Genomic DNA, 20,816 nt, shown 5'->3' on the forward strand with positions numbered 1-20,816 from the left:
CACTCGCTCCCACCGGCCCCACCTCCCTGCCGAGGCCCCATGCTGACGCCCCCTCACGCCCGGCCCGACGGCCCCGCCTCCCGCGCCCCGGCCACCCCCGCCACCAGCGGACCGATTGGGCGGGCCGCCGCGCGGGGACAGGTGGACCCGGAAGCAACAAGGCGCAAGAAGGCGACGGCAACCGGGAAGCGGGCGATGAGCACAAATGACCCAGAGTCCCCCATTCGCCGCTGCCGTACCGCATCTGAGGACCCGTCACGGTGAGATGTACTCGTACCGCTGCACCCGAGCCGCCGCCCGCGCGGCTACGGTCATATGAGGGCGGCACAACTACGGCACGCACGGCGACGGCGGCAGAGGGGGCACAGGCGCGATGAGTCTCAGTGACGACGGCGGCTACGGCGGCGACGGCCACCGCGGTTCCGAGACGGGCCAGACACGGACCAGACTTCCCGACAACGACGGTGACATCTACGGCTCGGGACGACGGCCTCGCGCCGGCATGTCCAGCCGCAACCTCGTCACCATCGTCGGCGTGATCGTCCTGCTGCTCGCGGCCATCGCCTTCGCCAACCGCGGCGGAAGCGGCAACAGCGAAACCCCCTCCGGCGACTCCCCCAAGGACACCGACCAGGCCCAGCCCACCGCCCCCACCGGCACCAAGCCGGTGACGGGCAAGAACGGGGGGATCGCGTCGGGCTTCGCCAAGACGGAGCAGGGGGCGCAGTCGGCGGCGGCGAATTATGCGGCAGCGTTGGTCTCCGCCAACATCCTGAAGCCCAACGAACGCCAGGCGATCGTCAAACAGGCCTTCGCCCCCGCCAAGGTCAACGAGATGCAGGGCAAACTCGACGCCGCGTACTCGACCGCCTTCCTCAAGAAGCTCGGTCTCGACGCGAACGGCAACGCAGCTCAGGGCATGACCTACATCTCACGCACGGTTCCCGTCGGCACCAAGCTCGTGAAACTCACGGGCGACACCGCGAACCTCGAAGTGTGGTGCACAGGCCTGTTCGGTACGGCCGGCGCGAAGTCGACCACTCCGGTGACAAGTGACTGGTTCACCATGCGACTCCAGCTGACGTGGGCAAGTGGCGACTGGAAGGTCGAGGGCTTCTCCCAGCAGGACGGCCCCGCCCCGGTCAACGGGGACAACAAGACGTCCGGTGCCGACCAGATCGCCAAGGCAGTCGAGCAGTACGGAGGGTTCACCTATGCGCGGTAACCGAAGGCGTGCCCTCACCGTCACCGCGGCTTTGGCGTCCCTACAGACCACCGTGTTCCTGCTGGCCACACGCGTTTTGGCGGCGCCCAACCCCAGCCCGTCCCCCAAGGACAACTGCGACCTGATCGTCGGCCCCGCCAAGAACTACTGCCAATCCGGCGACAAAGCCGGCTCCGGCGCCCCCAAGCCCCCCGGCGGCCTCACCGACAACAACCCCCTCGACCCCCTCGACTCCCTCGCCAAGGGCTGCGCCAAAGCCGCCGCCTGGATCGTCACCAAGCTCTCCGACGCGGTGAAGGCCACCTCCCAGGTGGACTTCACCAACACCGCCTTCCTGCGGCAGTACGCGGTCGTCTTCGCCGCCTCCACCATCCTCACCCTCGTCCTGTGGCTCCTGGCGGTCGCCAAGCGCGCGGTGCGCGGGGTCCGGCTCACGGAGGCGATCAGTGAGGCGGTCGGGTTCCTCTGGCTGACCGTGCTCGCCTCCGCGTTCACCCCGCTGATCCTCTACACCATCGTCTCGGCGACCGACGGGGTCACCGAGATCATCGCGAAGGGGACCGGGGCACAGACCGACACCTTCTTCGGAGCGTTCTCGCAGGCGCTCACGAAGGGCACGGACATCGGCGGCGGCCCGATCATGCTGATCGTGGTGTCGCTGGTCTCCGTGCTCGCCGCCGGTGTGCTGTGGCTGGAGCTGGTGATCCGGGCCGCGCTGCTGTACGTCGGGGCGCTGCTCGGCACCGTCGTCTACGCCGGGCTGGTCGACAAGAACATGTGGGGGCATGTGCGCCGCTGGGCGGGCATCATGATCGCGGTGATCATGGTGAAGCCGGTCATCGTGATCGTGCTGGGCATCGCCGGTGCGCTCTCCCATGACAAGGGCCCGAACGCCTTCTCCGCCGTCGTCTCCGGCCTCGCGATCATCGTCCTCGCCATCTTCGCCAGCGCGGTGATCTACCGCTTCGTCCCCGGCTTCGGCGACGAGATGGTCTCGGCCCGTACGAACAAGGGCCGGGCCACCGACGGCAGCCAGGCCGCCGCGATGATCTCCTCGCCCGCCGCGCTGGTGTCCCAGGGCATCAAGACCCACAGTTCCCGCCGGTCGGGCGGGGACGGCGGCGGGCAGCCGCAGGGCGCGCAGGGCGGCCAGTCCCGGCCGGCCGACGCGGTGGCCGGCGGTGTCGCCGCGCACAGCTCCCGCACCGGCGGCGGCCGCTCCTCGGCCCCCGCCACCCCCGCCCCCCGTACGAACCCCGGCCCGGGCAGCAGCTCCCGCACCGGCAAATCAGCAGGAGGTGAGGGGCGTTGAGCGCGCAGTCCCACCCGATCGCCCCACGTCGCACATACCTGATCGGCCGCGCCCGGCCCAACGCGATCGTCGGCAAGAACCGCGAGACCGGTGAGATCGCGCTGATCATCGCGGGGGCGTTCCTCGGCATGATGTGCGGGCTGCTGGTGCCCATGCTGCCGCTGCGGATCGTGTCCCTCACCGGCTTCCCGGTGCTGGCGCTCGCCCTCGTCTACGTGCCGTACAAGGGCCGTACGTTCTACAAGTGGTTCGAGATCCGGCGCAGCTTCCGCCGTACGGTCCGCCGCGGCGCCACCTACCGCTCCGGCGCCGCCGAGGCGGGCGTCCGGCTGGACGGCCGGGAGATCGAGATCGGCCCGCCGCCCGGCATCGGCCGGATCAACTGGCTCTCCGCCCCGTTCGGCCCGGACGAGATCGCGGTGCTGCTGCACGCCGACCGCAAGACGGTGACGGCGGCCATCGAGATCGAGGGGCCGGGCGTCGGCCTGCGCGACAGCGAGGACCAGGAGGCGCTGGTCGACCGCTTCGGGACGCTGCTCAAGCATGTGGCCAACGGCGACGGCTTCGTGACCCGGCTGCAGATGCTGGCCCGGACCCTGCCGGCCGACCCGGACGCCCACGCCAAGGACGTCGCCCAGCGCGGCGACAAGAACTCCCCCGACTGGCTGCAGGACTCCTACGACCAGCTCCAGTCGATGGTCTCCACCTCCTCCGAGCAGCACCGCGCCTACCTCGTCGCCTGTATGCACTACACCCGCGAGCTGGCCGCCGAGGCGCACACCATGGCGCGCGCCGCCCATATGCACCGGGGCGGGCTGCTGCGCAAGAAGCTGGACCGCGACGCCGGTCTCGCCGTCGTCATGGCCCGTGAGCTGACCGATATCTGCGCCCGGCTCGCCGAGGCCGACATCCGCGTCCGCCAGCCCCTCGGGCAGGCCCGCCTCGCCTCCCTCGTGCACTCGATGTACGACCCGGACCACCCCATCGACCACATCCAGGCGATGAGCAAGCGCAACACCTGGCCGGCCGAGCTGGACGCGATGGAGCCGACGTATCTGCAGGCCAAGACGCGGGAGTCGACGACGCGCGCACCGTGGTGCCACGCCACCGCCTGGGTCAAGGAGTGGCCGCTGACCCCGGTGGGCGTCAACTTCCTCGCGCCCCTCCTGGTGCACACCCCGGACGTGATCCGTACGGTCGCGGTCTGCATGGACCTGGAGCCCACCGAGATCGCCATCGAGCGGATGCTCACGGAGAAGACGAACGACGACGCCGAGGCCAGCCGCGCCGCGAAGATGAACCGGGTGGTGGACCCGCGGGACGTCGCCCACCACGGCCGCGTCGACCAGCGGGGCGAGGACCTGGCCTCCGGTGCCGCCGGCGTCAACCTCGTCGGCTACCTCACGGTCTCCTCCCGCTCGCCCGAGGCGCTGGCCCGCGACAAGCGCACCATCCGCGCCTCGGCCGGCAAGTCCTACCTCAAGCTGGAGTGGTGCGACCGCGAGCACCACCGGGCGTTCGTCAACACCCTGCCGTTCGCGACCGGAATCCGCCGCTAAAGCCGCTGGGAGGCGCGTACGTCATGGCCATGCTCGATCCGCTCGGAGCGCTCACCGACGCGTTCACCAGCTTCCTGTTCGGGAAGGTGGAGACGACCCGGCTGCCCGTACGCACCTCCACCGGCCAGGCACAGGCCGTCTACCTGCCCACCGCGGCCCCCGGTCTCGGCGACTCCGGCGTGATCATCGGCCGTGAGGTCTACAGCGGCAAGGGATACATCTACGACCCCTTCCAGCTGTACGGGCAGCAGCTGCCGGCCCCGCACTGGCTGGTCCTCGGCGAGTCCGGCAACGGCAAGTCGGCGCTGGAGAAGACCTATGTCCTGCGGCAGTTGAGGTTCCGTGACCGTCAGGTCGTGGTGCTCGACGCCCAGGGCGAGGACGGCGTCGGCGAGTGGAACCTCATCGCCCAGGAGCTGGGGATAACCCCCATCCGCCTGGACCCGACCGCCGCCCTCAACGGCGGCATCCGCCTCAACCCCCTCGATCCGTCGATCACCACCACCGGCCAGCTGGCCCTGCTGCGTACGATCATCGAGGTCGCGATGGGCCACGGCCTGGACGAACGCTCCGGCTTCGCCCTCAAGGTCGCGCACGCCTATGTGAACGACACCATCACCAACCGGCAGCCCGTCCTGACCGACATCGTCGAGCAGCTGCGGCACCCGGAGGCCGAGTCGGCCGAGGCGATGAATGTCGACATAGACGACGTCCGGGCCTGGGGCCTGGACGTGGCGCTGGTCCTCGACCGGCTCGTCGACGGTGACCTGCGCGGGATGTTCGACGGTCCGACCTCGGCGGGCATCGACCTCGACGCACCGCTGATCGTCTTCGACCTCTCGCACATCGACCGCAACTCCATCGCGATGCCGATCCTGATGGCGATCGTCGGCGTCTGGCTGGAACACACCTGGATCCGCCCCGACCGCAAGAAGCGCATCTTCCTGGTCGAAGAGGCCTGGCACATCATCAACTCGCCCTTCGTCGCCCAGCTCTTCCAGCGGCTGCTGAAGTTCGGCCGGCGGCTCGGCCTGTCGTTCGTGGCCGTCGTCCACCACCTCAGCGATGTGGTCGACGGCGCCGCCGCACGGGAGGCAGCGGCGATCCTCAAAATGGCCTCGACCCGCACCATCTACGCCCAGAAGGCCGACGAGGCACGGGCCACGGGACGGGTGCTCGGCCTGCCGCGCTGGGCCGTCGAGATCATCCCGACCCTCACCCCCGGCATCGCGGTCTGGGACGTCAACGGCAATGTCCAGGTGGTCAAACACCTCATCACCGAGGCCGAACGCCCACTGGTCTACACCGACCGGGCGATGACCGAGGCTTCCGCGATCTCCGAGGCGTCCGCCATGCCGACGGATGAGGCGCGCGCCCTCCAGGCGGCGGCGGACGCCGAGGCCGAGGCACGCGCCGAAGCCATGGCGATGGAGCGGCAGTGGAGAGACGAGTCGAGCGAGACGGTGGCGTGACGCGCGGATACGACGACGAACGAGGCGCCGACCGGGGCTACCACCGCGACGCCGCCCCCCGCGGCCGGGGACGCGGCATCCCCGACTCCCTGCTGGTCGGACTGCTCGCCTTCCTGCTGGGCCTGACCCTGCTGGTGTGGACCGCAACCGGCCTGGCCGGCCTCTTCACCCACGGCGCCTGGCCCGACGGCGTCACCTACCCCGGTACGCCGATGGCGCTGCGGCATCTCGTCTCGGCGCCCCACGACATGGCCGCCGCCTGGCCCGACACCCCCAAGGACCAACTCTCCGGCTACGGCCTGTTCTGGGGCATCCTCATCGGCGAACTGATGGTGCTGCTGGTCCTGACGATCTTCACCTTGGGGACCGTCACCCGCTATCGCGCCGTACGGGCGGCACGACGGGCGAAGGCCAGGGAGATCCGGGAGACGGCGATCGGCGCCGGCGAGACGGGACGGAACCCGCGGCGGGCCGGGAAAGCACAGCAGGCCGGGGCGACACCGCGGGCCGACGAGGCACCGGCCCCCCACGGCACGGTCCGGGAAACGGCCTCCACCGCTCCGGGGCCCCCGGAGCCCCCGTCGCACAGCGAGCACGCACCGACCGGTCCGGCCGTACCGTTCACACCCGCCGCACCCGTCACACCGCCCCCTTCCCCCCTCGACCCCGCGGCCATGGCCACCGCCACCGGCCCCGTCCCCGAACAACGCACCGCTCCCCCGGCCGCCCCGGCGCTCCCTGGCACCGGTACCACCGACGCGCGCACCGAACCCGCCCTCCCCCGCCTCCAGTTCGCCACCGACCGCGCCGTCGCCCTCGCGGCGTCCCTCACCACCGCGGCCGCCGCCCCGGGCCCCCTGATCGTCGCCACGACGGACCCCACCCTCTGGTCCGAGACCAAGGACACCCGCGCCAAGCTCGGCCCACTGCTGACCTACGACCCCACGCACCGCCTCGACACCCCGGCCCGGCTGCGCTGGTCACCGGCCTCCGGCTGTACGGACCTCGCCACCGCCGCCGCCCGTGCCACGGCCCTGCTGGCCCCCGTACGCCCGGCCGGGGCGCTGGACTCGGCCGTCGCGGACGCCGCCCAGACCCTGCTGCGCTGCTGGCTGCACGCCGCCGCGGTGGACGGCCGCCCGTTCCGCCAGCTCCACCGCTGGGCGCACACCACCGGCGCCGCCCAGGAACCCGTACGCATCCTGCGCACCAGCGCCAAGGCCTCCGGAGGCCAGGCCGGAGAGCTGGAATCGGTGCTCACCGCCCACCCCGAACGCCGCGAAGCGGCCCAGCAGTTGGTGGGACGCGCACTGGCCTCCCTCTCCTCCATCCATATCCGGGACGCCTGCAATCCGCTTCGAACAGATTCGGCCATCCTCGAATCATTTATCGATGAGGGGGGAACGCTTTACGTGGTAGGCGACCCCATCGAGGATCCGCGTACCGACCCGGGTGCGATGCCCTTGCTCACCGCACTCCTCTCGCACGTGGTCGAGCACGGCCGCCGCATGGCCGAACGGTCATCTGACGGTCGGCTCGACCCACCACTCACCCTCGTCCTGGACGACATCGCGGCCCTCGCCCCGCTGCCCGCACTCCCCGGTCTGCTCTCCACGGGCGCCAAGAGCGGCCTGCTGACGCTGGCGACGATGCGCTCCCAGGAACAGGCCCGCGCCCGCTGGCCCCACCACTCCCTGCCGGCCTGACACCCGCCGCCACGGGGCCACCGCACCGCGCTACCCCCTCTTCAGCACCATCTCCCGCTCCAACGCGGCCGGATCCTTCGGATCGGCGTCGGTCCGCCCCGTCTCCACGAACCCCAGCGCCCGGTAGAACGCCTCGGCCCGCCCGTTCTCCTCGTGCACCCACAGCCGCACCCGCTCGACCACCGGATCGGCCAGCTCCCACGACCATGCGATCGCCGCCCGGAACAACTCCCGCGCCAGCCCGGTCCCCCGGTGCTCGCGCCGCACAAACACCCCCACCAGATGCGTCTGCGGCACCTCCTCGTCCGTCTCGACCAGGACCACCACCATGCCGCCCCACCGGCCGTCCGCGGCTTCCCCGATGAACGTCAGCGGCACGGCGCCCGCTTCGCTGCATGCCGCCCGGCCTTGCCAGAGCTCGTCGGACCGGCCGGCAGCCTCCTCCAGCGTCTCGTTGAACGCCACCCGGGCAACCGGATCCGCCAGGGCCGCCAGCCGCAGTTCCTTGAGCCGCTGCCACTCCTCCGCCTTCACAGGCCTGATCACATACGCCATACGGCACAGGATCCCAACGCCCGTCCCACCGGCCAGAGAATTCAGCCCCGGGAAAGAGAAACGGTCCCAAAACGCAGAAAAGCCCCGCACCATAAGGTGCGGGGCTTTCCCACAATGATTGTTCGGCGGCGTCCTACTCTCCCACAGGGTCCCCCCTGCAGTACCATCGGCGCTGAAAGGCTTAGCTTCCGGGTTCGAAATGTAACCGGGCGTTTCCCTAACGCAATGACCACCGAAACACTATGAAGTTGACCAACCCGGCACAATCACAGGTCGTTACTTCAGAACCTACACAGTGGACGCGAGCAACTGAGGACAAGCCCTCGGCCTATTAGTACCAGTCAACTCCACCCGTTACCAGGCTTCCATATCTGGCCTATCAACCCAGTCGTCTACTGGGAGCCTTAACCCCTCAAAGGGGGTGGGAGTACTCATCTCGAAGCAGGCTTCCCGCTTAGATGCTTTCAGCGGTTATCCTTTCCGAACGTAGCCAACCAGCCATGCCCTTGGCAGGACAACTGGCACACCAGAGGTTCGTCCGTCCCGGTCCTCTCGTACTAGGGACAGCCCTTCTCAATACTCCTACGCGCACAGCGGATAGGGACCGAACTGTCTCACGACGTTCTAAACCCAGCTCGCGTACCGCTTTAATGGGCGAACAGCCCAACCCTTGGGACCGACTCCAGCCCCAGGATGCGACGAGCCGACATCGAGGTGCCAAACCATCCCGTCGATATGGACTCTTGGGGAAGATCAGCCTGTTATCCCCGGGGTACCTTTTATCCGTTGAGCGACGGCGCTTCCACAAGCCACCGCCGGATCACTAGTCCCTACTTTCGTACCTGCTCGACCCGTCAGTCTCACAGTCAAGCTCCCTTGTGCACTTACACTCAACACCTGATTGCCAACCAGGCTGAGGGAACCTTTGGGCGCCTCCGTTACTCTTTAGGAGGCAACCGCCCCAGTTAAACTACCCACCAGACACTGTCCCTGATCCGGATCACGGACCCAGGTTAGACATCCAGCACGACCAGAGTGGTATTTCAACAATGACTCCACCATGACTGGCGTCACGGCTTCAAAGTCTCCCACCTATCCTACACAAGCCGAACCGAACACCAATATCAAGCTATAGTAAAGGTCCCGGGGTCTTTCCGTCCTGCTGCGCGAAACGAGCATCTTTACTCGTAATGCAATTTCACCGGGCCTATGGTTGAGACAGTCGAGAAGTCGTTACGCCATTCGTGCAGGTCGGAACTTACCCGACAAGGAATTTCGCTACCTTAGGATGGTTATAGTTACCACCGCCGTTTACTGGCGCTTAAGTTCTCAGCTTCGCCACACCGAAATGTGACTAACCGGTCCCCTTAACGTTCCAGCACCGGGCAGGCGTCAGTCCGTATACATCGCCTTACGGCTTCGCACGGACCTGTGTTTTTAGTAAACAGTCGCTTCTCGCTGGTCTCTGCGGCCACCACCAGCTCAGGAAGTAAATTCCATCACCAGCAATGGCCCCCCTTCTCCCGAAGTTACGGGGGCATTTTGCCGAGTTCCTTAACCATAGTTCACCCGAACGCCTCGGTATTCTCTACCTGACCACCTGAGTCGGTTTAGGGTACGGGCCGCCATGAAACTCGCTAGAGGCTTTTCTCGACAGCATAGGATCATCCACTTCACCACAATCGGCTCGGCATCAGGTCTCACCCTCATGTCATCCGGATTTGCCTGGATGACGGGCTACACCCTTACCCCGGGACAACCACCGCCCGGGCTGGACTACCTTCCTGCGTCACCCCATCACTTACCTACTACCACCTTGGATCAGCGGCTCCACCACTCCCCTTTGTCCGAAGACTCCAGGGCGGCTTCACGGCCTTAGCATTAATGGATTCGATATTGGGCGCTTCAAAGCGGGTACCGGAATATCAACCGGTTGTCCATCGACTACGCCTGTCGGCCTCGCCTTAGGTCCCGACTTACCCTGGGCAGATCAGCTTGACCCAGGAACCCTTAGTCAATCGGCGCACACGTTTCCCACGTGTGTATCGCTACTCATGCCTGCATTCTCACTCGTGAACCGTCCACAACTCGTTTCCACGGCTGCTTCACCCGGCACACGACGCTCCCCTACCCATCACAGCCTCCGTTGGGAGTATTGCTGCAATGACACGACTTCGGCGGTGTGCTTGAGCCCCGCTACATTGTCGGCGCGGAATCACTTGACCAGTGAGCTATTACGCACTCTTTCAAGGGTGGCTGCTTCTAAGCCAACCTCCTGGTTGTCTCTGCGACTCCACATCCTTTCCCACTTAGCACACGCTTAGGGGCCTTAGTCGATGCTCTGGGCTGTTTCCCTCTCGACCATGGAGCTTATCCCCCACAGTCTCACTGCCGCGCTCTCACTTACCGGCATTCGGAGTTTGGCTAAGGTCAGTAACCCGGTAGGGCCCATCGCCTATCCAGTGCTCTACCTCCGGCAAGAAACACACGACGCTGCACCTAAATGCATTTCGGGGAGAACCAGCTATCACGGAGTTTGATTGGCCTTTCACCCCTAACCACAGGTCATCCCCCAGGTTTTCAACCCTGGTGGGTTCGGTCCTCCACGAAGTCTTACCTCCGCTTCAACCTGCCCATGGCTAGATCACTCCGCTTCGGGTCTTGGGCACGCTACTCAACGCCCTATTCGGACTCGCTTTCGCTACGGCTTCCCCACACGGGTTAACCTCGCAACATACCGCAAACTCGCAGGCTCATTCTTCAAAAGGCACGCAGTCACGACGCACCGAGCAAGCTCGATGCGCGACGCTCCCACGGCTTGTAGGCACACGGTTTCAGGTACTATTTCACTCCGCTCCCGCGGTACTTTTCACCATTCCCTCACGGTACTATCCGCTATCGGTCACCAGGGAATATTTAGGCTTAACGGGTGGTCCCGCCAGATTCACACGGGATTTCTCGGGCCCCGTGCTACTTGGGTGGTTCTCAAACGAGCCGCTAATGTTTCAGCTACGGGGGTCTTACCCTCTACGCCGGACCTTTCGCATGTCCTTCGCCTACATCAACGGTTTCTGACTCGTCGACCGGCCGGCAGACCGATCAAGAGAACTCCCACAACCCCAACCACGCAACCCCTGCCGGGTATCACACGTGACTGGTTTGGCCTCATCCGGTTTCGCTCGCCACTACTCCCGGAATCACGGTTGTTTTCTCTTCCTGCGGGTACTGAGATGTTTCACTTCCCCGCGTTCCCTCCACACTGCCTATGTGTTCAGCAGCGGGTGACAGCCCATGACGACTGCCGGGTTTCCCCATTCGGACACCCCCGGATCAAAGCTCGGTTGACAGCTCCCCGGGGCCTATCGCGGCCTCCCACGTCCTTCATCGGTTCCTGGTGCCAAGGCATCCACCGTGCGCCCTTAAAAACTTGGCCACAGATGCTCGCGTCCACTGTGCAGTTCTCAAGCAACGACCAGCCACCCACCACCCCAACCCGAAGGCTGAGTTCACTGGGGCCGGCATCGCGAAGGTCCAGACTCACAGTCCGTACCCTCAGATACCCAACAACGTGCCCGGCCCACTCCATCAATCCCCACGTTCCACGCCGAAGCAGTACTAGTGACAACCAACCGAGTGTGCCGAATAGTCAACGTTCCACCCATGAGCTAACCACCGTCGAACGTTTGCCGACGTAGTGGCTCTGGACAACCTTGCGGCTGCCTAGATGCTCCTTAGAAAGGAGGTGATCCAGCCGCACCTTCCGGTACGGCTACCTTGTTACGACTTCGTCCCAATCGCCAGTCCCACCTTCGACGATTCCCTCCCACAAGGGGTTGGGCCACCGGCTTCGGGTGTTACCGACTTTCGTGACGTGACGGGCGGTGTGTACAAGGCCCGGGAACGTATTCACCGCAGCAATGCTGATCTGCGATTACTAGCAACTCCGACTTCATGGGGTCGAGTTGCAGACCCCAATCCGAACTGAGACCGGCTTTTTGAGATTCGCTCCACCTCGCGGTATCGCAGCTCATTGTACCGGCCATTGTAGCACGTGTGCAGCCCAAGACATAAGGGGCATGATGACTTGACGTCGTCCCCACCTTCCTCCGAGTTGACCCCGGCAGTCTCCTGTGAGTCCCCATCACCCCGAAGGGCATGCTGGCAACACAGAACAAGGGTTGCGCTCGTTGCGGGACTTAACCCAACATCTCACGACACGAGCTGACGACAGCCATGCACCACCTGTACACCGACCACAAGGGGGACCCTGTCTCCAGGGTTTTCCGGTGTATGTCAAGCCTTGGTAAGGTTCTTCGCGTTGCGTCGAATTAAGCCACATGCTCCGCTGCTTGTGCGGGCCCCCGTCAATTCCTTTGAGTTTTAGCCTTGCGGCCGTACTCCCCAGGCGGGGAACTTAATGCGTTAGCTGCGGCACGGACGACGTGGAATGTCGCCCACACCTAGTTCCCAACGTTTACGGCGTGGACTACCAGGGTATCTAATCCTGTTCGCTCCCCACGCTTTCGCTCCTCAGCGTCAGTATCGGCCCAGAGATCCGCCTTCGCCACCGGTGTTCCTCCTGATATCTGCGCATTTCACCGCTACACCAGGAATTCCGATCTCCCCTACCGAACTCTAGCCTGCCCGTATCGAATGCAGACCCGGGGTTAAGCCCCGGGCTTTCACATCCGACGTGACAAGCCGCCTACGAGCTCTTTACGCCCAATAATTCCGGACAACGCTTGCGCCCTACGTATTACCGCGGCTGCTGGCACGTAGTTAGCCGGCGCTTCTTCTGCAGGTACCGTCACTCTCGCTTCTTCCCTGCTGAAAGAGGTTTACAACCCGAAGGCCGTCATCCCTCACGCGGCGTCGCTGCATCAGGCTTTCGCCCATTGTGCAATATTCCCCACTGCTGCCTCCCGTAGGAGTCTGGGCCGTGTCTCAGTCCCAGTGTGGCCGGTCGCCCTCTCAGGCCGGCTACCCGTCGTCGCCTTGGTAGGCCATCACCCCACCAACAAGCTGATAGGCCGCGGGCTCATCCTTCACCGCCGGAGCTTTCCACCACCAGACCATGCGGTCGGTAGTCGTATCCGGTATTAGACCCCGTTTCCAGGGCTTGTCCCAGAGTGAAGGGCAGATTGCCCACGTGTTACTCACCCGTTCGCCACTAATCCCCTCCCGAAGGAGGTTCATCGTTCGACTTGCATGTGTTAAGCACGCCGCCAGCGTTCGTCCTGAGCCAGGATCAAACTCTCCGTGAATGTTTACCCGTAATCGGGTGAAACACACACGAGAGCGGAACAACCAGACGGAATAGGTCCGGTCGTTCACAGCGTCCTCGCTGTGTGTGCCACCCCGACCGCATGGGCCGTGGTGGACTTTCAAAGGAACCTCATCCCCCGGATGTTTCCGGTGGACGGGGTATCAACATATCTGGCGTTGACTTTTGGCACGCTGTTGAGTTCTCAAGGAACGGACGCTTCCTTTGTGCCTGTTTCACCAGGCTCTCCGGGCGCTTCCCTTCGGTCTTGCGTTTCCGACTCTATCAGATCCTTGCGGGCCCGATTTTCGCCGGTGCGTTTCCGCCTTTCGGCTTCTTCGCGTTTCCAACCTTACCAGATCCGTTTCCGTGTCTGGCTCCCTGTTGGAGCGGGTCGGCCGTTCCGCTTTCGCTTTCCGGCCTTTCCGACTCTAGCAGACCCGATTTCGTTCCGTTGCCGGTCCGAATTCGTTTCCGATTCCCCGTCGGAGGGGGTCCGCCTGGGGTGCGACTTCTTGCGTTGTCGCGCCTTTCGGCGTGATCACTACTTTAGCGGAATTCCTCGTTGACGCATAATCACGTCACGGTCGAATTTCGGCATGCCGAAATTGGTCCCGGTGAGGGGCCGTGCAGTAGTGGTGTGCCGCTGTTGCGGCGGGATGGCTGCCCGGCGCCTGTCGGCTCCGTGGCAACTCGGAGGACACTACACGAGGGGTCGGGCTTGTTCAAACCCGTGCCTGGGGAGGGTTTGCCGGGTACTTTGGGTGCATGACTACGCATGCGCTCGTACAGCTGTGGTGGCTCGCCTGACGGCGGCCGACCAGCAGCGCATGCATGACCACGGCCGCCGCTTCGGCGGCCGTTTGCGTTTCTCTCTCGTAGCCGGCCGGCGAGGTCGGCGGTCTCGGCACGCACTTTGCGGAGTGCGGGAGCTCGGGAGACGAAGGATGAACGAGAGGGCGATGGCCGCGGCGATGGCGACCGGTGCGCGTACGCGGATCTTCAGTGGGGTGCAGCCGACGGGACATCTGACGCTGGGGAACTACCTCGGGGCGATGCGGCGGTGGGCCGAGGTGGACCAGCACCGTGCGGAGGCGCTGTTCTGCGTGGTGGATCTGCATGCGCTGACCGTGGAGCACGATCCGGCGCGGGTGCGGCGGCTCAGCCGGCAGGCCGCGACGTTGCTGCTGGCCTCGGGGCTGGATCCGGAGATCTGCACGGTGTTTGTGCAGAGTCAGGTGGATGAGCATCTGCGGCTGTCGTATCTGATGGAGTGCACGGCCTCCGACGGGGAGATGCGGCGCATGATCCAGTACAAGGAGAAGTCCGCGCGGGAGCAGGCGCGGGGCGGAAGTGTGCGGCTGTCGTTGCTGACGTATCCGGCGCTGATGGCGGCGGACATCCTGGCGTACGGGACGGATGAGGTGCCGGTCGGGGAGGACCAGGCGCAGCATGTGGAGCTGACGCGGGATCTCGCGGTGCGGTTCAACCAGCGGTACGGGGCGACGTTCGTGGTGCCGAGGACCGTGCATCCGCCCGTGGCGGCGCGGGTGAAGGATCTGCAGGAGCCGACGTCGAAGATGGGGAAGTCGCAGGCCCGGACCGCGGGGGTCGTCTATGTGCTGGACGAGCCGGAGGCGGTGCGGAAGAAGGTGACGCGGGCGGTGACGGATTCGGAGCGGGACGTCTCGTACGAGCCGGAGCGGCGGCCCGGGGTCGCGAACCTGCTGGAGGTGCTGGCCGCGTCTGCGGGGGGTGATCCGGAGCGGTTGGCCGAGGAGTACGACTCGTGTGGCGCGTTGAAGAAGGATGTCGCCGAGGCCGTGGTGGAGATGCTCCGGCCGGTGCGGGCGCGGCATGCGGAGCTGGCGGCGGACCCGGGGCAGGTCGATGCGGTTCTGCTGGCCGGGGCCGAGCGGGCGCGGGGGCTGGCCAGGCCGCGGGTGGACGCCGCGTTCGAGGCGGTGGGGTTGCTGCCCAGGAGGTGAGGGGCGTGGGGCGGGGGGGGCGGGCGTCCCGTCGGGTCGTCCGCCCCCTCCCCCCGTTCCCGGCCTTGTGAGGGGAGGGGGCCGCCGCGTGGGCGGGTTCCTTCTCCCGTGGGGATCTCCCGTCGGTTCTTCCCGTCGGCGTCTCCTGTCGGGTTTCCCCCGCCGGCTTCTCCCGTCGGTTCCGCCGCGGGTCCTTCCGTCGGGTTCTCCCGCTGGTCCCGGTGCCCGCGTCGGCGTCAGCCGTTGCCGGAGGCGAGTTCGCGGCTGCGGTCGCGGGCGGCTTCCAGGGCGGCGATCAGGGCGGCGCGTACGCCGTGGTTTTCGAGTTCGCGGATGGCGTTGATGGTGGTGCCGGCCGGGGAGGTGACGTTCTCGCGGAGCTTGACGGGGTGTTCGCCGCTGTCGCGGAGCATCACCGCGGCGCCGATGGCGGCCTGGACGATGAGGTCGTGGGCCTTGTCGCGGGGAAGGCCCAGGAGGATGCCGGCGTCGGTCATGGCCTCGACGAGGAAGTAGAAGTACGCCGGGCCCGAGCCGGAGAGCGCGGTGCAGGCGTCCTGCTGGGACTCCGGGACGCGGAGGGTCTTGCCGACGCCGGAGAAGATTTCCTCGGCGCGGGTGAGGTGGGCGCCGGTGGCGTGGGTGCCGGCGGAGATGACGGACATCGCCTCGTCGACGAGGGCGGGGGTGTTCGTCATGACCCGTACGACCGGGGTGCCGGCGGCCAGGCGTTCCTCGAAGTAGGAGGTGGGGATGCCGGCGGCGCCGCTGATGACCAGGCGGTTGGTGGGGACGTGCGGGGCCAGCTCGGTCAGCAGGGTGCCCATGTCCTGGGGCTTGACGGTGAGGATGAGGGTGTCGGCGGACTTGGCGGCCTCGGCGTTGCTGACCGCTTCGACGCCGTAACGGGCGTGCAGCTGCTCGGCGCGTTCCCGGCGTCGGGCGGTGACCAGGAGGTCGGAGGGCGCCCAGCCACCTCGGATCATTCCGCTGAGCAGGGCTTCGCCGATTTTTCCGGTGCCGAGTACTGCGACCTTCTGGGTCATCGTGCGGGTTCACCTTTCCGCTGCGCTGGGCGTTTCCCGGCCATCCTCGCACCGTGGGGGTTCCGCTTCGGGCTCCGCACCGGGTTCGGCTGCCCGCCGTGAGGTGCCGTTGTGCCCACCCTCCAGGCGGGGTCATGTCGTCCGGCGGCGGAGGGTGGCGGCGCCGAGGGCGAGGACGAGGAGGGCGCAGCCGCTGACGACGATGACGTCGCGGAGGAAGTCGCCGGTGAGGTCGGGGTGGGTGAGGACCTGGTTCATCCCGTCGACGGCGTAGGACATCGGGAGGAGGTCGGAGAGCGTTTCCAGGGCCGGCTGCATGGTGTCGCGCGGGGTGAACAGGCCGCAGAGCAGCAGTTGGGGCATCAGGACGGCGGGCATGAACTGGACGGCCTGGAATTCGGAGGCGGCGAAGGCCGAGACGAACAGGCCGAGTGCGGTGCCGAGGAGGGCGTCCAGGACGGCGACGAGCAGGAGCAGCCAGGCGGAGCCGGTGATGTCGAGGCCGAGGACCCAGACGGACAGGGCCGTGGCGAGGGCCGACTGGACGATCGCCAGCAGGCCGAAGGCCAGGGCGTAGCCGCAGATCAGGTCGGCCTTGCCGAGGGGCAGGGCGAGCAGGCGTTCCAGGGTTCCCGAGGTGCGTTCGCGGAGGGTGGCGATGGAGGTCACCAGGAACATCGTGATCATCGGGAAGATGCCGAGGAGCGAGGCGCCGATGCTGTCGAACGTCTCGGGGCGGGTGTCGAAGACGTAGCGGAGCAGGGCGATCATCACGCACGGGACGACGAGCATCAGTGCGATGGTGCGGGGGTCGTGGCGGAGCTGGCGCAGGACCCGGGCGGCGGTGGCCAGGGTGCGGGACGGGGAGAAGGGGGCGGGGGCGGAGCGCGGCGCGGTGGCCGATCGCGGCGTGTCGGCGGGGAGGGTCCCGGTGGCGGGGAGAGGTTCGGGGCGCGGTTCGGGCAGAGGTGCGGTGGTCATCGTGCTGATTCCTTGGGGGTGGCGGGGCCGGGCGCCGTGGGGGCGGCCGCGGCCCCGGCCTCGTCGACCAGGTGGAGGAAGGCGGCCTCGACGGTCGGGGAGCCGGTGCGGTCGCGGAGTGCGTCGGGTGCGCCGTCGGCGAGGATGCGGCCCTCGCGCATCAGGAGCAGCCGGTGGCAGCGCTCGGCCTCGTCCATGACGTGCGAGGAAACGAGGAGGGTGGCGCCGCGGTCGGTGGCGAGGGTGTGGAACAGGTGCCACAGGTCGCGGCGGAGGACGGGGTCCAGGCCGACGGTGGGTTCGTCGAGGACGAGGAGTTCGGGGGCGCCGAGCAGGGCCACCGCGAGGGAGACCCGGCTGCGCTGGCCGCCGGAGAGGTTGCCGGCGAGGGCGTCGGCACGGCGGGTGAGGTCGACGTCCTCGATGGCGCGGGTGACGCTCTCGCGGCGCCGGGCGCGGGACGCCCGGCCGGGGTGCAGGACGGCGGCGAAGTAGTCGAGGTTCTGGCGGACGGTGAGGTCGTCGTAGACGGACGGGTCCTGGGTGACATAGCCGATGCGGGGGCGCAGCCGGGGGTCGCCGGCGGGCCGGCCGAGGACGTCGAGGGTGCCGGTGACTTTGGCCTGGGTGCCGACGATGGCCCGCATCAGGGTGGATTTGCCGCATCCGGAGGGGCCGAGGAGGCCGGTGATCCGGCCGCGGGGTACGTCGAAGGCGAGGGCGTCGAGGACGGTGCGGCCGCCTCGGACGACGGTGAGGTCGTGGGCGTGGACGGCGGGGACGGCGAAGACCGCGTGGTCGGCAGGGTCGGCGGTGCTGTTGAGGACGGTGGTGCCGTCGGGGTCGGCGGGGTCGGCGGTGCCGTTGAGGACGGTGGTGCCGGCGGGGTCGGCGGGGTCGGCGGGGTCGCGACCGTAATTCATCATGCGATGAATAATGCTCCGGGCGGGATGGAGCGTCAAGGGCTCGGACAGGGTGGTGGATGGGGCGGGGATGAGGGGTGTGCGGGGCGTGCTGAGGGGCGGGTGGAGCGGGGAGAGCGGCGTGCTCAGGAGGGAGGCGAGGGGTGGCCGAGACGTGGGGGTGGTGATGCGGCCGGGTGTGGTGCAGGGACGGCGCATGAGGAGGCACTGTGCACACCGGCGGGCGCCGTAGTGAAGAGAACCGGCCGTTCGTGGTCGATAACTCCGCGTTTACAGGGTGGTTACAAACCGACTCGTGGTCCTGCGCGTTGGCTTGGACACAATGGGGGTGACCTGTCCAGCCACGCCGGGAGGGGCGACGATGGCGAAGATCCGGGTCCGCGGCCTCGGCCGGCTCCTGTTGATCGTCGTGACCGTTGTGCTGGCCCTGTCCCTCGGCGCGGAAGCCGTGTACGGAGAACACCCGCCGGTCGCACCGGCCACGAACGGCGCCGGCCGTACCGCGCCCTCGGGCACCGACCCCCGGGCGTCCGACACCTCGACCTCGGAGAATCCGGAGTCCGGCGGTGACCGCTGCCCGCCGCGCCGCGACGGGCGTTCCACGGCCTCGGTGAGCGCGCCGACGCCACCGGCCACCACCGTCTCGACCGCCGGACGGGGACGGGGACGGGGACGGACCGAGGGCGGGCTGCGCCTGACCGCCCCGTTGACCGGACGGCAGGCCGTACCCCTGACGAGATCCGGCGAACTGCCGCTCCAACACGCCGTCTTCCGCTGCTGAGAGTGGAGAGCGGAGAGCTAGGAGCCGAGAGCCACCTCTAAGGGTCTCCTCGGCCCGCGTGTCCGAAGGGCGTTCCCGGCCCTCGTATCCGACGGATCCGGCCGTCGCCTCCTTTCCCCTCCTTTCGCCTCCTTTCACCTCACCGCCCTTCACCTCCCTTCACGTCCCGTCATGGCGCGCGGGCAACAGGCCGTCGGGCGCCGGGCGCTGGGCGCATCTCGCCATCGTCATCGCCATCGCCATCGCCATCGCCCGGCGTCTGCTCGTGCGCGTCAGTTCGTGTCCGCTTGCATCCGTGCGCGGCCGTGCGCGGCCGTGTGTATCCGTGCGTCACCTCATCTCGCACTCGTTGGAGGCATCCCCATGCGTAGGTTCCGTGTTGCCCGTCAACGTCCGTTCCGGCCGTCCATACCGTCACGGCAGGCGCTGTCGGTCTGGCGCGCCGATGTCACCGCCTCGCTCGTCGTCTTTCTCGTCGCCGTCCCGTTGTGTGTCGGGGTGGCCGTGGCGTCCGGGGTGCCGGCCGAACTGGGGCTGCTCACCGGGATCGTCGGCGGACTGCTGACCGGGTTACTGCCCGGCAGCAGTCTGCAGGTCAGCGGCCCGGCCGCGGGGCTGACCGTGCTGGTCTACGAGGCCGTGCAGGAGTACGGGCTCGGCACCCTGGGCGCGCTGGTGCTGATCGCCGGAGTGCTGCAGCTGGCCATGGGGGCGCTGCGGCTCGGGCGCTGGTTCCGGGCCATCTCCGTGGCGGTCGTCCAGGGGATGCTCGCGGGCATCGGGCTGGTGCTGATCGCCGGGCAGTTGTATGCCCTGGTGGACGCCAAGGCGCCGGGCGGCGGGCCGGCGAATCTGGGCGGGCTGCCGAAACTGGCGGCGGACACCGCCGGGTCCGGCGCCTCGCTCGTGGCGCTGGCGGTGGGCGCGGGGACCATTGTGCTGCTGGTGCTGTGGCCGAAGTGGCGGCGTGCGGCGCGGGTGGTCCCGGCGCCGCTGGTGGCCGTGGCGCTGGCGACGGTCGTGGTGTGGATGCTGGATCTGCCGGTGGCCCGGGTCGAGGTGGCGGGCCTGCTGGAAGTCGTCCAGCCGCCGGGCGGCGCGGACTTCCTGCGGCTGACGGAGGCGGGGGCGGTGGCCGGTGCGCTGGGCACCGTGCTGGCGTTCACGCTGATCGCGTCGGCGGAGTCGCTGTTCTCCGCGGCCGCGGTGGACCGGCTGCACGACGGGCCGAAGACCGATTACGACAAGGAGCTGATGGCCCAGGGGGCGGGCAATACGGTGTGCGGCCTGCTGGGGGCGCTGCCGATGACCGCGGTGATCGTCCGCAGCGCCGCGAATGTGCAGGCCGGGGCCCGCACCAAGGCCTCGCGGGTGCTGCACGGGGCGTGGCTGCTGCTCTTCGCGGTGGCTCTCCCGGCGGCACTGGGCGTGGTGCCGCTCGCGGCGCTGGCCGGTGTACTGGTGCATGCGGGCGGCAAGTTGCTGCCGGTGAAGCAGTGGCGTCCGCTGTGGCGTGAGCACCGGGGTGAGGCCGTGGTGCTCGCCGCGACGGCGGTGGCGATCGTGGCCACCAACATGTTCGAGGGGGTGCTGCTGGGGCTGCTGATGGCGGTGGCCAAGTCGGCGTGGGAGACCTCGCACGTCCACCTGGAGATCGTGGGGCTGGACGAGCCGGCGGCACCGGCCACCGGAGGCTCCACGGCCGGCGATGCCACCGCCGGTCTCGGTACGGACGGCTCCGGCCCCCGGCGCCCCATCCTCGTACGGGCCCTGGGCCATGCCACCTTCCTGCGGCTGCCGAAGTTGCTCGACCAGTTGGAGGCGCTGCCCAAGGACCGGGAGATCCAGCTCGATCTGTCGGGGCTGCGGCATCTCGACCATGCGTGTGCGGCGGCGCTCGGCAACTGGGAGGAGCAGCAGCGGCGCGGACCGGACGGGACCACCCGGCAGAAGACACCGTCCATCGCCCCGTAGGGCATCCCGGGCCCCGTAGGGCAGCTCAGGC

Annotated in this window: 12 protein-coding genes and 3 rRNA genes; 8 read left to right on the forward strand and 7 right to left on the reverse strand. The window is 67.6% G+C overall.

What is annotated here, in order from left to right:
- The first annotated feature begins 373 nt into the window (after positions 1-373).
- The 5 genes from OHS81_RS15250 to OHS81_RS15270 are packed head-to-tail and all read left to right on the forward strand — an operon-like array spanning position 374 to position 7,274.
- The gene (locus tag OHS81_RS15250) at positions 374-1,225 is read left to right on the forward strand and encodes a hypothetical protein (RefSeq protein WP_328385316.1); all 852 of its coding nucleotides are present in this window, start codon (positions 374-376) and stop codon (positions 1,223-1,225) included.
- The gene (locus tag OHS81_RS15255; RefSeq protein ID WP_328385317.1) at positions 1,215-2,537 is read left to right on the forward strand and encodes a hypothetical protein; all 1,323 of its coding nucleotides are present in this window, start codon (positions 1,215-1,217) and stop codon (positions 2,535-2,537) included. The genes OHS81_RS15250 and OHS81_RS15255 overlap by 11 nt, the downstream gene beginning before the upstream one ends.
- Complete coding sequence (locus OHS81_RS15260; RefSeq protein WP_328385318.1) at positions 2,534-4,096, forward strand: SCO6880 family protein; 1,563 nt, start codon at positions 2,534-2,536, stop codon at positions 4,094-4,096. Before OHS81_RS15255 ends, OHS81_RS15260 begins: the two co-directional genes overlap by 4 nt.
- Positions 4,097-4,125: 29 nt before the next feature.
- On the forward strand, positions 4,126-5,568 hold the full coding sequence (locus OHS81_RS15265; protein WP_328391179.1) for an ATP-binding protein: 1,443 nt from the start codon (positions 4,126-4,128) through the stop codon (positions 5,566-5,568).
- Positions 5,565-7,274 (forward strand): type VI secretion protein, encoded by a 1,710-nt coding sequence (locus tag OHS81_RS15270; protein ID WP_328385319.1) that lies wholly within the window; start codon positions 5,565-5,567, stop codon positions 7,272-7,274. Before OHS81_RS15265 ends, OHS81_RS15270 begins: the two co-directional genes overlap by 4 nt.
- A gap of 30 nt (positions 7,275-7,304) precedes the next feature.
- Here OHS81_RS15270 and OHS81_RS15275 read toward each other — a convergent pair whose 3' ends face one another.
- The 4 genes from OHS81_RS15275 to OHS81_RS15290 form a co-directional block, all read right to left on the reverse strand.
- On the reverse strand, positions 7,305-7,829 hold the full coding sequence (locus tag OHS81_RS15275) for a GNAT family N-acetyltransferase (RefSeq protein ID WP_328385320.1): 525 nt from the start codon (positions 7,827-7,829) through the stop codon (positions 7,305-7,307).
- A 120-nt stretch (positions 7,830-7,949) separates the two neighbouring features.
- A 5S ribosomal RNA gene (gene rrf, locus OHS81_RS15280) occupies positions 7,950-8,066 on the reverse strand.
- A gap of 74 nt (positions 8,067-8,140) precedes the next feature.
- Positions 8,141-11,262, reverse strand: a 23S ribosomal RNA gene (locus OHS81_RS15285).
- Between the two features lie 302 nt (positions 11,263-11,564).
- A 16S ribosomal RNA gene (locus OHS81_RS15290) occupies positions 11,565-13,093 on the reverse strand.
- Together the 16S, 23S and 5S rRNA genes form the textbook arrangement of a ribosomal RNA operon.
- Before the next feature lie 946 nt (positions 13,094-14,039).
- On the opposite strand from OHS81_RS15290, the gene trpS reads away from it, so the two are divergent.
- The gene (gene trpS / locus OHS81_RS15295) at positions 14,040-15,080 is read left to right on the forward strand and encodes a tryptophan--tRNA ligase (protein ID WP_328385321.1); all 1,041 of its coding nucleotides are present in this window, start codon (positions 14,040-14,042) and stop codon (positions 15,078-15,080) included.
- A 236-nt stretch (positions 15,081-15,316) separates the two neighbouring features.
- Here trpS and proC read toward each other — a convergent pair whose 3' ends face one another.
- From proC to OHS81_RS15310, 3 genes are all read right to left on the reverse strand, one after another.
- The gene (gene proC / locus OHS81_RS15300) at positions 15,317-16,126 is read right to left on the reverse strand and encodes a pyrroline-5-carboxylate reductase (RefSeq protein WP_328385322.1); all 810 of its coding nucleotides are present in this window, start codon (positions 16,124-16,126) and stop codon (positions 15,317-15,319) included.
- Positions 16,127-16,258: 132 nt separating this feature from the next.
- On the reverse strand, positions 16,259-17,107 hold the full coding sequence (locus tag OHS81_RS15305; protein ID WP_328385323.1) for an ABC transporter permease: 849 nt from the start codon (positions 17,105-17,107) through the stop codon (positions 16,259-16,261).
- Complete coding sequence (locus tag OHS81_RS15310) at positions 17,104-18,033, reverse strand: ABC transporter ATP-binding protein (RefSeq protein WP_328385324.1); 930 nt, start codon at positions 18,031-18,033, stop codon at positions 17,104-17,106. Before OHS81_RS15310 ends, OHS81_RS15305 begins: the two co-directional genes overlap by 4 nt.
- A 358-nt stretch (positions 18,034-18,391) precedes the next feature.
- Here OHS81_RS15310 and OHS81_RS15315 point away from each other — a divergent pair, with 358 nt between their 5' ends.
- Positions 18,392-18,811: a hypothetical protein gene (locus tag OHS81_RS15315; protein WP_328385325.1), complete on the forward strand. Its 420-nt coding sequence runs from the start codon at positions 18,392-18,394 to the stop codon at positions 18,809-18,811.
- Positions 18,812-19,174: 363 nt separating this feature from the next.
- Positions 19,175-20,785, forward strand: a complete 1,611-nt coding sequence (locus tag OHS81_RS15320) for a SulP family inorganic anion transporter (protein WP_328385326.1) — start codon at positions 19,175-19,177, stop codon at positions 20,783-20,785.
- The last annotated feature ends 31 nt before the right edge of the window (positions 20,786-20,816 follow it).

This window comes from Streptomyces sp. NBC_00400 (assembly GCF_036048035.1).
Lineage (GTDB): Bacteria > Actinomycetota > Actinomycetes > Streptomycetales > Streptomycetaceae > Streptomyces.